This window comes from Lutibacter agarilyticus (assembly GCF_900188235.1).
Lineage (GTDB): Bacteria > Bacteroidota > Bacteroidia > Flavobacteriales > Flavobacteriaceae > Lutibacter > Lutibacter agarilyticus.
Window position 1 is genome coordinate 23,816 of sequence record NZ_FZNT01000003.1, and the last position, 15,544, is coordinate 39,359.

Consider the following 15,544-nt stretch of genomic DNA (forward strand, 5'->3'; position numbering starts at 1 on the left):
AATTTTTATTCTTTTGTGGAAAAATCTTTTACAACTTCCTGTTTTCCGATATCAGGATAATTTTGTTCGAATTCTTTATAATATGATTTAAGCTGATTAATTTGATCAAAACAACTCTCATTATTGATTTGATTTTGTAACTCCAATGAATCATTCAATCGATCAAAAAACATATCTCCATATTCTCTATAATCAAACTGCTTTCTGAAGTCTGTTGGATCCAACATTATTCCTAATTTGAAGTTTTCAGAAATCACAGTCGCTTGTGACCAACTTTCTGAGACGATATAATCTCTATTAAGAGATGTGTTGTTTTGCATTAAGTTATGTAAAGATTTTCCTTGAACCTTATGTTTTAACATTGGCATTTCAACACCGGCCATTTCTAAAATAGTGGGAAGAATATCTACCTGACTAACTAACTCATAATTCTTACCTCCTTTCGATTGTCCTGGGTAATGAATTATTAATGGGATATTTAAAATATCTTCATAAATATTATGGCCCATTGCTGCTTTTTCAACCATTCCATGATTTCCAACAAAATCGCCATGGTCTGTAGAATAAATAATGACTGTTTCATCTTTCATTCCTGCTTTTTCCAATGAATTAATAATCTCACCTACATAAAAATCTAATTCTGTAACTAAAGCATAATATGCTCCAATATAATTTCTCCATAATTGTTCATCTTCAAATGCCTTATCCATATTCCAAACTTTATTTCCGCCATTTCGTTGACTTTGCAAAAATGGAGGTAGTTTTTCTGTAGGTTCGTAAAAACTTATTGGTTTTTTTATACTACTATAATTATTAGTGCCTGTTCCCCAATCAGAAACATCATACATATCCATATATTTCTTTAATGGCGTATAGGGTTGGTGTGGTCTATAAAACGTTGCCCAACAGAAAAATGGCTGATCAGAATCTTTATGTTCTTTTATCATCTCAATTGTATTCATTGCTGTATAAGCTTCCATTGTATAACCTTCCGGTAATTCCGAAATACGTGTTCCTAAATCAGCAATTGAAATTTCACCCATTTCATGTGAACATGATGATGGTTTCCCAAATTCAGCAGCCCAGTCTATTGCAAATTCTTTACTATAGCCTTGTGCTTCGATCCAAGTAACATAATTATCCTCACTTTCACTACATAAATGACTTTTTTTAACATCCCAACCTTCATCTATGGACGATTTTGTATGTCTCTTCCCAAAGGCATATGTTTTGTACCCTTGAGTCTTTAAAATTGAAGGCAAGGAAACAACTTCTTTCATAACATTGGTATCTTCACTATTAGATAAAATACCTAAAGTTCTAGGGTAAATGCCTGTCAAAAATGAAGATCTAGCAGGGGCACAAATTCCAGTTGTACAATACGCTCTATCAAATACAAATGACTCACTAGCCAACTTATCTAAATTTGGTGTTTGCACATCTGGGTGTCCTTCGTATCCTGTCACCTTTTTGTTATGTTGATCGGAAAAAAGGATTAAGATATTTGGTGGTTTCTTATTGTTCTTTTCTAATACCTCCTTTTCTTTACAACTGAATGTAAAAAGAGTTAGCGCTAATAATACATAGGTTAGATTTTTCCTTTTGTTCATTTCTTCATTTTATACTTCTGTTCTGATTCAATTATATTAACCTAGATTTTCGGCCATTTTCAATCAGTTAAAACAAGTTTAACGCCAGCTCTAGTTGGTGTAATGGGCTTAATGGTACCATCTACATTAAAGCACATATAATCAATACAAGTTGTACGTTGGTATGCCCCATCTGGAAAAACATCGTAATGATAAGCCAAGTAATATTGATCTTCTATTTCTAGCACTGAGCCATGAGCGGTTTTAGATATTGTAAAAGTTTCATTCCCTGTGAAGAAGTCGCCCATATATTCATAGGGACCAAAAAGATCATCAGCCATCCAATAACGTAGGGAAGCATAACCACCACCAATCATATACACTTTCCCTTTTCGTTCAAACATAAATGGGCCTTCATGAAAACCTTCCATAGGAGGAAGTTCAACTTTAGAATCAGGAACAATCTGATCCATACTTTCCGTTAGGGTAAAAACCACAGGGTAAAAAGGCAGGTCTAAACTTTTACGCTCAGAAATTACAAGATAATCTTTCCCTTTATAGTTAAATACGCAGGGATCATAAGCTTGTGCATATCCTTCAGGCATTTTATAAAGACTACGAGGGTTGTTAAACGGTCCTGTTGGAGAATCACTATCTGCAACACCTATATGGTCACCTTCAGGAAAATAGAAATAATAATGCTCGTTTTTTTCAGCAGCATCTGGTGCCCAAAACGGTCCTCCCCATGGGGTTTCAGAATTGCTTAATACAACACCATGATCTTTCCAATCCACTAGGTTTTCTGAAGAAAAAGCATGATAATCTTCCATGTCCCAAACGCCTGCATCGTCTTTGTCGTGAGAACCATACAAATAATATTTTCCATCACTCCATTTATGAATAGCGGGATCTGCAGTGAATGGATGTTTTATAACTGGATTTTGTGCTTTTACTCCAATACAGCCAATAAATACTATAAATAATATTACACTCTTTTTCATTTTATTAAGTTTTAAATTTCAATTATTAATTCATGTTATTTGTCGTTATCCAGTTGGGTTTTTACTATTTGTGCTTCTTAATTAAGAAGCAAATTCCCCAAGTAATTATTTAGTTTGCACCACCTTTTGAATAGTCCCATCTTCATTAAAAAACAATTTATCGAAACATACCGATCGTAAATTACCTTCATTAGAAAGAGCTTGATTATGATAAAACATATACCACTGATCTTTATACTCAACCACAGACCCATGCGTTGTACCACAACCCACTTCATCCATAAATACACCTCGATTTTCCCATGGTCCTAATGGATTTTCACTGGTGGCATATACCATATTATTTAATGGTTTCGCATTATCTGAATGGATTAAATAATACAAACCTTTATTCTTAAATACCCATGGTGCTTCATGAAAATCGGCTAGTCCTTCCTGTAGTCTTAATTCGCCATCAATCTCCATCATATTATCATTTAGTTTTCCTGCAGCACATTTTCCTCCACCACCATAGTAGAAATAAGACTGTCCATCATCATCAATAAATACGCTAGGGTCAATCATGGCAAATCCGCCCACACCTGTCATGTAACCTTTATCCTTAAAATTTTTATCAGGGTGCTTGCTAACAGCAACTCCAATTTTCCAAGTATTATTCCAATCGCTGCCACTAGGGTGTGGGTAATAGAAATAATACTTTCCATCTTTATAAGCACAATCAGGTGCCCACATAAAGCCTCCTTCTGGTCTGCCCCATTTCACATCTCTAGAATGTAAGATTTCTCCATGATCTTTCCAATTGATCATATCATCGGTTGAAAAAACATGGTAGCCATCCATCAAATCGCAACCACGTGCTGGTGCAACATCGTGCGAGGGATATACATATAATCTGCCGTCTTCCCAAACATGTGCAGATGGGTCTGCAGTGTACATATGCTTGATAAAAGGATTCTCTTTGAAAACAACTACTAATTCATCAATCGCAAATTGATTCTGTGGGCTATCGTTTGACGCACAACCAATAAACAATACCATTTGAAGTATAAGTACTTGAGATATTACATACCTATTATTTCTTTTATGTCTCATCCTTTATAACTATTATAAATCTAAATTATCTATCTACTACTGTTTTAATCTCTTTCATAAAAGCTGGTTTGGTAGAAGAGAATCGTACTTTTGACTTCCATTCCCCTGTTCCATTCGCTACTTTGATTAATATATGATTCCACCCTTTTTCTAGAGGGATCCCTTCATATTTGAATTCATCTTCAACAAATCCACCAATTCTAATAGTTTCTGATATTGCTTTTCCGTTAACGCTAAAAGCCAAAGCATCATCCATTCCAAAATGCATATCCAAACGTGGCATATCCGGTTCAATTAATAAATCGGTTAGCGAACGTGGACTGTACATCCAAAAACTTAGGTAGACTGAAGCATATTCCTTATGTTTAAGGTCTTCCTTTTTAAAATCGAATATTCCATTGTCATCAGATGATAAAACATCCCAATAATGTCCTTTGGTAACCGTGCCTAATTTCACTTTAGTAAACTCATCTTCTGTAAGTGGTGCATATGCAAAAACCTGTTCAATGTCATGGCTGTCATTCTTAACCGATCCATAAAAATTGGTGTTTTCCAATACGCCATTAGAATTTAACGCCTGAGGTACGTCTCTTACTTTTCCTTTAAAAACACCTCCCAAATTAGTAATCATTGTATTTATTAAATGTTTGGATTGATTCCCTAGAACAAATAAATCGATAGTAGAAACAATAATTTCACCATCACCTTTTGCTTGACGTACAATAACATGTCCTGACGCCTTTGTTTCTCGTTCATTACGATAGACTTTTGCCGTTTTAATATCTTCACCTTGATAGTTCCATTTTAACCAATCGGTATTGCAGGCTTCTAAAACTAACTGAGATTCATTTACCCAATCTCCTCCAATTGAAACTGTAGAAACAGGTTCTTTTGTCAATTCTGAAAAATAAAAACTAGCATTACGCTGTCCATTTACTATGGCATGTTCCCCATTAATTATATAGCTGGTTGCATTTCGATTGTAGAATTCAACTTTTCTACTTGTCAAAGCTTCAATAAATGCATTTGAATTAACGGTTGCTCCCCAAAAAATTAGGGTGCTCCCATTTTGTAAGGCTACTTTTAAATTTTTAACCAATTTTGAATTCAACATCGGCGGATGCGCTCCATCCACTATAATCAATTGATTTTGATAAATAGATAATGACTCAAATTTAATGGCTAAATTTTCAAACTTGGTTTTTAGACTACCATCCAAATCTCCTGAAAGCCATACCATGCTTTTCTTTTCTTTTGAAGGATTAACTTTTACAGTATTATCTTCATATTGTTTCCAAACATTGTTCAGCTGCGCATAATTATCAGAGTAAGCCGCTTTAATAGCATCAAAAAGTGGCCAGGTTTCATATAATGGTAATGTTGGGTCATATCCCGGATTAAAAGTTGAAGAATAAGATCCTAATCTTTCTGGTTGATAACCTGGTTTGCCTTCAACAAACTCATTAAAAAAGATTCCATCTTCCAAGGTGGGAGCTTTACTGATATCTTTTAAACCAAGTGATAAAGGCTTTAGCCCATACCAAGCTAAATTAAAAACCGAAGCATAAGATGCATTGTATTTTCTTTGTAAAGAAATTAATTCAAAAGCTTCACCAGCTAAGCCTTCCATTCTTCCCAATTGTGACTCATAAGCTCTGTCTCCATTAATTTTAGAGATCTGAGATGGCGTTCCATAATATCCCATACCTGTTTCTCCAATACCCCAAGGCTTTCCTTGACTCGACCATCTTTTAAGCTCCTCTATTCCTCCATAGTGACCAATTACAGTTGGTAAATCTGTTTTTTCCTGAGTCTCTCCATCGCCTGAAATCCAAGTTCTGGTTGGGTCTGTTTCTTTTACTATAGCAACCCATTTGTTGATTTCTGAAATATTTTTATCAATCAATTCCTGAGGAGCATTAAATACATGTTTTGTAACTGGGAGCGTTTCATTACAAACACTCCATCCCATAACTGAGGGGTAATTTCTATCCCGTAAGATCAACCCTTCTACATGCGCTCTACAAGCTTTCCAGTAAATTTCTGAATCTATTTTTGGACCGCCATCACTTGACCAAATTGCGGTTTCGTCTAATACACATATTCCCATTTCATCAGCCATTTCTAAATAAAAACGGGGAAATACCTGGGCGTGCAAACGTAATCCATTGGCATTGGCATCTAAAAGCATTTGATACCACGCATACGCGTAACGTCTTGTCATTTGGGGAATTCCCATAAAGTGCCAAGAATCTCCTTTTATTTGAATTGGATCCCCATTTAATCTTAACTGAGTTTCTTTAATATCAAATTGTCGCCAACCAAAACGAGTATAATCTTTATCAAGTATTATTTTTTTTTGATTTAAAGAAATAACCAATCCATATAAATTTGGACTTTCTGTTGACCATAAATCAAGTGCTCCATTAACTTTAGCTGACAACGTAAATACTTTAGTTTCAGCAGGCCGAATTTGTAACTTAGATCGTTTAATATTCAAATCACTTTCTCCCAATGTCCAATTTACTTCAGGAATATTTTGAACAGATTTGCCATTCAGATTAATCCATCGTTTTACATCAGCATTTAAATTAACATTAACAGGTTTAGAAGTAGTATTTTTAATTGAAACCTCAACCACTAATTCATCCTTATCAACCAAGGGCTTTATGTAGGTATCGGTGACATGAACAACTGGTAACTTTTGTAAAAAAACATCTTGCCATATTCCCGCTATATAGATACCCCAAAAAGAACCAGCCACATAATTTCTTCTACCGTATTTACCTGGGTCGTTCAATAAACTACCATGTGCTATCCAAACTACAACATCTATATTTTCTCCTGCTTTCGCATGTTCAGTAACGTCAAAACTAAACGGTAAAAACGAATCAAAATGCTCTCCTATTTCATGACCATTTACAAAAACTTTAGCATATCCTGCAACAGCTTCAAAATGTAGTAAAATTCTGTTTTCAGCCCAATCCACAGGTACTTTTATTGTTTTTTTTAACCAACCTGATTTTACGTCATTCCAATATTCAGGATAGCTAGGGAACGATTTAAAATCTCCTCCCTCTTCATTTGTAAATCCATTTACATTCCATGGAGATGGAATTTTTATGGGTATTTTATCCCAACCAGAAGTTGGCAACTTTTGCGTCTTAATTTCTTCTAAGGTTATCTCTTTACTAAGTTCTATTGGCATAAACTGCCAATATCCATTTAAACAAATTTCATCCCTTGTGGGTTTTTCAACATGTTTTATCAATCCTTCTTGTGGTGCAAATTCAGCGTTAAACTGCATTCTCTGTGCTGATGATTTATGTAAACCAACAGCAAAAAACATGAATACTAAAACTATTTTTTTATGCATTTTTTCTTAAATATTTAAATATGTGTGTTCTTATTTCACAATTAGTAATTTCACAAAAATCGGTTCCTTCACCTCCATTTTTGCAATCTTTGAACAAGTTTGGGCCTCCTAAATTTTCATTGCCAACAAATTCTTTATAAACATCACTACTTGGTAGTGCATTAAAATCTCCCATAAGGAATAGAGGTCGTTCTTTTGTCCATTCTCCGAATCTATTAAATGGTTTAATTTTTTCGTTGATTAATTTAGCAGCATTTAATCTCTCCAATCCTTCAGATTTCCCGTTAAAAAAATGTGTATTGAAAACGTAAAATTCCTGTGTATTATCCCAATGGTCTCTATAATCAGAAGGATGAACCTCTTCTTCTCCATCAATTAACTTATTAATAAATGCAAAACGTGCCCAAGTCATTATTCTAGGGTTTACACTTGGCCCACTCCCTAATATTTCAGGTGTTTTTGAGAGGGCAAAACTGTTTAATTCTCTGAGTCTAAATTTACTTCGCTTGAAAAAGATAGCCATATGTTCATCGTCATCACCTCCCTGTCTCCCTTCACCTACTACGGTATATTCAGGTAATTGTTCTGCCAAGTAATCTATTTGTTCTTTTAATCCTTCTTGCGTACCAATAACATCTGGATTATATTTACGAATCATATCTACCTGCATTTTACGCCTTACTTCCCAGGAAGGTTTATAAGTAGGACTCGCAAACTTTAAATTGTAGGTCATTAAAGTAATTTGTCTGCCTTTTTCATTTTTTTTAGCTGCTGTTTGCGAATTCGCTACAGAAACAAAACACATCAAACAAATGAATAGTAAATACATTGTTTTCTTCATAAAATAATTTTTTTTGAGGGCATACTTTTCTCTAAAGGGATTTCTTTACGCAACATTTGACCCGCTTTACCGGTTAAATACAAATAATGATCTGGAGCAACTCCATCATTTCCAACAAATTGCACATCTTTTCCATTTGGCGGATTGTCTAAAATTGGAATTATGGCGGTTCCTTCATCAATTTCATCAAACATTCCAACATAAAGCATCTCTCCTCCAGCGGAAATTGCATTATAGATAAGATCCCAGTAAAACTTCCCACCAACCCGTGGTATAGCTCCATAACGTGTATGCCTTGCCAACCCAGGATTGCTTTTAGATAAATTATGCCAACTAAACCCTGCATAAACTAAAGGAACATAATCCACATTATTCTCTTTACACCATTTAATATCGGCCATTACGTGGTCTCTGTAACGTAATTCATCTTGATGCAATAAAGGAGTAAATCGTTGCACCATCCACGGTAAAACAATATCAGCTGATTTTATAATTTCATGCAAATAAGGATCAGGTAAACAATCTTTATCCAATTCTCTAAAATAAGTTGGTACACCTAGCATAACTGAGCATCCACCATATTCTGGATCATTCTTTAAAAAGTCTATTAAACGGTTCACACCTATTTCCCTGATATTATATGAACGATCAGGAAATCCTAATCCCCAAATTGTAACCAATGGTTTCCCGTTGTGATGTAAATAATTCTCACTATTGGTTACTTTCATATTATCTACCAATTTTTTCCAATCTTCAATAACTGAAGAACAATCTTCACCATTAGCCTTTAAACCAGAAAGATCATACATTACAGCTATGGCTCTATTATTTTCTTCCGCGGCTGTGACTGCATTTTTTAAGATAATGTCATTTGATTTATTTGGATTACTATGATTTCTTGCTACACCAAAAAAACGTTGCATAAAAACACCATCAACTCCATATTCTTTCATCCATTTAAAATGAAGATCTGTGGTGCTTTTATCTACTGAACTAAAAACTCTAGCTACACTTCCATCAGGAAGGTTAAAATTTGTTTTATAAGTTTTCTCATATTCTGATACATCTGGCCAAAAATCAATTGTATTGTGATCTTTATCAAACTTTCCATCTTTTCCATAATGCCCCCAACTTTTTCCAGAACCATCTCCAGGAGCCCTGAACCAACCTTGATAACCTGCCATTACCAATCCTTTATATGAAGGATATTTACTGTTTTTTCCGTGTTTATTTTGTGCATTTAAATTAACTGTTAAAAAAAATACCACTAATAATACTATTGAATTTTTTAAATTCATTTTTACTGTTTTAATTGTTAAATAATTGTTTGTTTTCTGTAGAACCCATTTCAAATTCCAAAACAGCACCCTCTTGAATATCTTGATGATTGAAAAAAGGAGTTTCCATTATTTTTCCATTCAATTTAAATGATTGAACATATAAATTTTTGGGGCTATTATTTTTTGTTATAACTCTTAATTGCTTACCGTTTTGTAACTTAATTTCAACTTTATCAAATATTGGACGACCAATTGTGTATTCTGGGCTACCTGGACTAAAAGAATAAAATCCCATAGCATTCAAAATATACCAAGCAGACATTTGTCCACAGTCCTCATTTCCTGACAACCCGTTTGGATTATTGAAATACAATGAACTCATAATACTATCAGTTAATTTTTGTGTTTTCCAAGATTCCCCAACAAAATTGTACATGTGGGTGATATGATGACTTGGTTCATTACCATGTGCATATTGCCCTATAAGACCTGAAATATCGGCGGAACTCCTTTCTCCTTTAACATCTGAACTTGTTGAAAAAAGCTCATCAAGTTTAGAAATAAATTTTTCTTTCCCTCCCATTACGTCAACAAGGCCATTTACATCATGTGGTACAAACCAAGTCCATTGCCAAGCATTTCCTTCAACATAATCATCAACTCTATGGTTTGAATATTTTGGATCAAATGGAACTCTAAATTTTCCATCTTGATTTAAACCTCGCATAAACCCTGTTTCTTTATCGAAGTACTTTTTATATCTTTTTGAACGCTCCATAAAACGCTCATAGTCTTCCATTTTGCCAAGATCCTTAGCCATTTGAGCAATACACCAATCATTATATGCATATTCTAAAGCTTTTGAAACCGATTCGTTTTCAATATCTGCTGGAATATATCCTAGTTCATCATTCGCTCTCTTTGCAGTAGGGGACAGTTTTCCTTTCACCCTTTCGGAAGGAAAATTAATACCTTCTTCATTATATGTGGAAGCATGTACAATTGCTTCATATGCTTTGTCAATGTCAAAATCTTTAACCCCTTTAAAGTAAGCATCCACAATTACAGGTACAGCATGGTATCCAATCATGGTTCCAGTATAATTTGCAGAAAGTTCCCATTTTGGTAAAATTCCTCCTTGATCATACATAGTTAATAATGAATTTACATACTCATTATTTTTAGAGGGCTCTGTTATGTTTAGTAAAGGATGAAAGGCTCTGAAGGTATCCCACAAGGAGAACACTGTATACATATTACCTGTACCTATAGTATGTATATTTTGGTCCATTCCTCTATATCTACCATCTAGATCATTAAATATATATGGGCTCATAGCTGTATGATATAAACTAGTATAAAAAATTGTCTTTTCATCTTCTGTCCCCCCTTCTACTGAAATATTATCTAATTGTTTTACCCAAGAATTATGTGCATCCTGTTTAACTTGTTCAAAGTTCCAATGAGGAACTTCTTCCAATAGATTTTTTTTAGCGCCTTCATAGTCAACAGAAGATATTCCAACTTTTGTCAAAAGATGTTTTGAATTGTCTCCTTCAAAACTCAATACTGCTACTAAGTTTTTACCATTTAATTCATTTATACCTATTACTTCTACACTATCATTAAAAAATTTGGTTGCAAACGGTTGATTAAACTTTGCATGAAAATAAATATGTCGATTTTGCGCCCATCCCTTTATATGTTTATAGCCTATAATTTCTGTATTGCTAATTACTTTAAATTCACTTTTCACAACCTGACGATCATGAATAGTATGGTTTAAATCAATCACTAATCTTTTTGTTTCATCTTTAGGGTAGTTATATCGATGAAAGCCGACTCTTGTACTAGCAGTCAGTTCAGCTTTAATTTTATAATCTAATAAATCAACCGAATAATATCCAGGGATAGCAACCTCATCCTCATGATTAAAACGACTTCTATATCCTAAATCAGGATTTTCAGGTGTACCAGGTTTTGTTTTTACATCTCCAACAAAAGGCATAAACAATATATCTCCAAGATCTCCAATACCAGTCCCACTTAAATGGGTATGACTAAAACCTCTTATGGAATTATCTGAATAATGATACCCGCCACAAGCATCCCAACCACTGGTACGTGTATCAGGACTTAATTGCACCATCCCATTAGGTGTTGTTGCTCCTGGAAAAGTGTGCCCATGACCACCTGTGCCAATAAATGGATTTACATAAACCGTATTCTCTTTGTTTTTTTTGAGAGGTTCCGTCTTTTTATTAGAACAAGCGCTAAAAACTATAATTAATGATGCAAACAAAATATTTTTTGTATTGCATAAATTTGGGTACTTCATATGTTTGTAGTTAATTGATAAATTTTATATCAAAAATAAAAGCGACCTCTTAATTAACTCTGAATAATTAATTAATTATTGCTTAAAATCAAATTAATTTGATTTTTCTTTCATTGTAGAGTATAATCTAACCATAATTACTTTTTGCATTTTAGAATAAGTTCAAATTATTGTTAACGTATACCTGCTCAAGACCATTTTGCTAAAATTAGCAATAAGCTACTTGCTACTTTTTAATAGCTTCTCAAATTGTTTGAATTCTCGTAATAAGTCTTGTACAACCTCTGGTCTTTCATTTTCCAAATCATTTGATTCACTTGGATCATTCTTTAAATCAAATAATTGAATCTTTTTATTATCGTCTAAAGGAATAATACCGGGATATTGAGCTGGAGTTGCTTGTTCAAATTGTGCAATAATCGTAGTACCATCGGGAGCGCGAGGATCAGACCAATTACTTAGGTCAATATCTTTATAAGGCTTAGGGCTTTTAACGAAAAGTTTAAAATCACCTTTTCTAATTGACATAATATCTGCATTATGCATACTAAAAACAGGACTATGTTCTCTTTCCTTACCTTGAAGAATGGTCGTTATATCCTTCCCGTCCAGAATATTGCCTTTGTTAGGTGTTATTTTCGCCAATGAAAAAATTGTTGGAAAGATATCTGGAGACCAAAGAGGCACCTCTATTTTTGTATTTTTAGGAAAAACCTTCGGGTATCTTATCATAAAAGGGACTCTAATACCACCTTCCCAAGTCGTTGCTTTCATTCCTTTAAAACCTCCTGAATCACCTCCATACCATGGACCATTATCAGACATAAAAATCACGATTGTATTTTCTAAAATTTTTAATTCTTTTAAGGTATTCATTACTTCTCCTACTGACCAATCCAATTCACGAATAACATCAGCATATAAATCGTTTGGTGTATCTGGTGTATAAAATCTATCAGATGCTGCCAATGGTTTATGTGGCATTGCGTGTGCTAAGTAGAGGAAGAAAGGTTTTTCCTTTTTTCGCTTTATAAATTCTATAGCTTGGTTGGTATAATCATTCGTTAGGTATCTTTGATCAACAGGGTATTGAATTGTATCCTTGTCCTCAACAATTTGAACAGGGCGCATGTCATTTGAATATAAAATTCCATAATATTCATCAAATCCATGTTCTACAGGGAAAAATTCCTCCTTATGCCCCATATGCCATTTACCAATAGCCTTTGTTGCATAACCCGCTTCTTGAAACACCTCCCCCATTGTAATTTCATCAGAAGAAATTCCAATATCATTTATTCCAGCATCTGGTGTTGGATTCTTAATTAACCCATGTCTTAGAGGAAATCTTCCTGTAAGTAACGTTGCTCTTGAAGGAGCACAATACGGTGTTGGAACATAAAAACTAGTACTACTTACTCCTTGTCTAGCTATTTTATCTATGTTTGGAGTTTCGTAATTTATCTGTCCATAAGATGAAATATCTCCATATCCCAGATCATCTGTAAGAATAATTAATACATTCGGTTTCAAATCATTTTTTTCAACATTTTCAGATTTATCACACCCTGTAAATGTCAAAACCAACGAAAGGATGATTATAGAAGTTATATAATATTTCATATTTAATAAATTTTATTCTATGTGTTTTTTTAATGAATACCTCAGTTTTAATATTTAGGAATTAATACATCTTTACCCCATTCTTTATTCGGATATTCATCCAATATAAGTTTCAGTGTTCCACCCGCCATTATTTGGCTATGTAGAATAAACGGGCTTTTAATTTCTTCACCATTTATAAATGCCTTTTGTATGTACTTTTTTGTTTTACTTGCTCCTTCAGCAAGCACAGTGAATTTTTTTCCGTTTGTAAGATTTATAGTGGTCTTTTCAAAGATTGGACTTGTAATATCATAATATGGTAAACCTGGTGTGGTTGGGTACAATCCCATCGAAGAAAACACTACAAAGGCTGTCATTCCACCACCATCTTCATCTCCTGGTATTCCAAAAATATTATCTTTAAACCACACATCTAACAAAAACCGTGTTCGCTTTTGAGTTTTCCAAGGAGCTCCAAAATAGTTGTATAAATAGGGTATATGAAAAGAAGGTTCATTACCCATTGAAAACTGGCCAACAAGGCCTGTGGAATTCGAACCATTAATATAAAATTCATTTTTTTTCATTCCTAAGGGCTCTCTGAATAATTGATCCAATCTTTCTTCAGCTGAATCTTTTCCGCCAAGTAAAGTTATTAGCCCTTCAATATCATGCTGAACATCCCATGCGTACGTCCAACCATTATTTTCATCATAATAATCTCGATACCCTTTTCCTCCGGCAGATTTCGGATCAATATCTATCCAATTCCCCTTATCATCTTTAGGCATAAATAAACGATATTCTTTATTCCATAAGTTTTTATAATCCTTGCCTTTTACTGAAAATTCCTTGTAATCGTCTTTATAATTTAATTCTTTAGAAAGTTCTCCCAAAACCCAAAAATCATAACTAATTCCTAATGAAACCGCTACAGTTTGCCGTTTTTCAAATCCATCCATCATAGCTATTGTCTCTTTTTCACCAGGATGCAAAGCAGGAAAATACCCATGCTCATGATAAAAATCATCAATTTCCAATTTTGGAGTTCCTTGTCTCCAAGGTATAAAGGTCGCTTCCATCATATTTTTTTTAATGCCTTCATAAGCTTTTTCTACATTATAATCTTTCAATCCTTTTCGATAACCATCAATAAATAATGCTCCTGAATGATAAGAATTCATACACATGTGATTCCCGTGAACCTGTGGGAAAGTTGGCATCCACCCGCTTTGTTCATACATTAATGTATATGAATTTAACATGTCGTTTTCCATTTGGGGTGATAGAATCGTTCTTAAAGGATGTTGAGCACGATAGGTGTCCCACACCCAATCATCAACGTAGAATGGACGATCACTTTTATGAACTTCACCATCATAACCACTGTAATATTTTCCTCCTTCATTAATATTAACCATACGTTCGTAGGTACGATACAATGACGTATAAAATGTTCGTTTTTGAGCGTCTGTACCTCCTTCTACTTCAACCTGATTAATAACCTTTCCCCACTGCTTCTTTCCTTCCTCTACCAATTCATTAAAACTAACAGATTCTAATTCCTTCTTAAAGTTTATCATGGCTTGCTCATGACTGATATATGAAACTGAGTATTTTAAAGAGACTGTAGAAGTTGTTCTTTTTGATAAGGAAATTGAAAATTTTCCTTTGGTTGATTCTATTTCTGCGCCTTCAACCTTTTCATTATTACTATCCAATAAAACAGCATAAACAAACGCTGACATCACTCGAGTTATTGGGTTTGTTCCACGTGTTTTATATGATATTTTTTCTTCAAAAGAAAATGAATTATCATTATTCAACACAAAATTCATGTCACCTGAACCCTTAATAAGGAGGTTCTTTATTACAGTATTAGGGAACTCAAATTTATAAATTGCAACTTTGGACCCTGGGGTAAAACTAACTCTGACATCGTCATCAATCAAATAAGTACTATACAACCAAGGTTTTACTATTTCTAAATCGTGATCTATATTCATTTTCTTATCCCAAGTAATGTCAGAAACACCTCCCAAAGAAACCTTCATTTGAAGAATGCCACGACTTCTGTGCGAAGTTACTTGAAGTGGAAAAGCATCTACTTGATCAGATATGTAGTCCTTTTTAATTGGAAACATTCTTAGCATTTGATTTGGCAATTGTATTGTTGGGTACGTTGGAACAAGAAATCGTGCAACATTTCCAATTGTAGGGTCAATATATTTTGTAAAATCTTTTTGCCCAAAAGAGGAAGTGATGGAATAAATAGATAGCATAACTATCGTTATAAATTTTTTCATAAAACAGTTTTTTTTTAATTAAAAAAAGAGGAGGTATTTCAACCTCCTCAACTCAAAACATAAATAAACAAACTACTATACTCAATATTTTCAAATGGATACTAACTTGTAATTTC

General features: G+C 33.9%; 9 protein-coding genes. All 9 read right to left on the reverse strand.

All coding sequences use genetic code 11. From position 1 onward, the window contains the following. Positions 1-5: 5 nt before the first annotated feature. Positions 6-1,610 (reverse strand): sulfatase-like hydrolase/transferase, encoded by a 1,605-nt coding sequence (locus CHB67_RS05210; RefSeq protein WP_089380711.1) that lies wholly within the window; start codon positions 1,608-1,610, stop codon positions 6-8. 59 nt (positions 1,611-1,669) lie between these two features. Further along, positions 1,670-2,590 carry a family 43 glycosylhydrolase gene (locus CHB67_RS05215; protein WP_089380712.1) on the reverse strand — a complete coding sequence of 307 codons (921 nt, stop codon included), beginning with the start codon at positions 2,588-2,590 and terminating at the stop codon, positions 1,670-1,672. 105 nt (positions 2,591-2,695) lie between these two features. Then, positions 2,696-3,682, reverse strand: coding sequence for a family 43 glycosylhydrolase (locus tag CHB67_RS05220; protein ID WP_217900255.1), 987 nt, complete (start codon positions 3,680-3,682; stop codon positions 2,696-2,698). Between the two features lie 25 nt (positions 3,683-3,707). Further along, entirely contained in the window at positions 3,708-7,058 is a 3,351-nt protein-coding gene (locus tag CHB67_RS05225; RefSeq protein WP_089380713.1) for a glycoside hydrolase family 2 protein, read from the reverse strand. Further along, positions 7,051-7,899 (reverse strand): exonuclease/endonuclease/phosphatase family protein, encoded by an 849-nt coding sequence (locus CHB67_RS05230; RefSeq protein WP_089380714.1) that lies wholly within the window; start codon positions 7,897-7,899, stop codon positions 7,051-7,053. Before CHB67_RS05230 ends, CHB67_RS05225 begins: the two co-directional genes overlap by 8 nt. Beyond that, positions 7,896-9,197, reverse strand: coding sequence for a glycoside hydrolase family 71/99-like protein (locus CHB67_RS05235; protein ID WP_089381103.1), 1,302 nt, complete (start codon positions 9,195-9,197; stop codon positions 7,896-7,898). Before CHB67_RS05235 ends, CHB67_RS05230 begins: the two co-directional genes overlap by 4 nt. A gap of 10 nt (positions 9,198-9,207) precedes the next feature. Beyond that, positions 9,208-11,517 carry a GH92 family glycosyl hydrolase gene (locus tag CHB67_RS05240; RefSeq protein WP_089380715.1) on the reverse strand — a complete coding sequence of 770 codons (2,310 nt, stop codon included), beginning with the start codon at positions 11,515-11,517 and terminating at the stop codon, positions 9,208-9,210. 219 nt (positions 11,518-11,736) lie between these two features. Further along, positions 11,737-13,140, reverse strand: a complete 1,404-nt coding sequence (locus CHB67_RS05245; protein WP_089380716.1) for a sulfatase-like hydrolase/transferase — start codon at positions 13,138-13,140, stop codon at positions 11,737-11,739. A gap of 47 nt (positions 13,141-13,187) precedes the next feature. Further along, positions 13,188-15,428 carry a GH92 family glycosyl hydrolase gene (locus CHB67_RS05250; RefSeq protein WP_089380717.1) on the reverse strand — a complete coding sequence of 747 codons (2,241 nt, stop codon included), beginning with the start codon at positions 15,426-15,428 and terminating at the stop codon, positions 13,188-13,190. Positions 15,429-15,544: the final 116 nt, after the last annotated feature.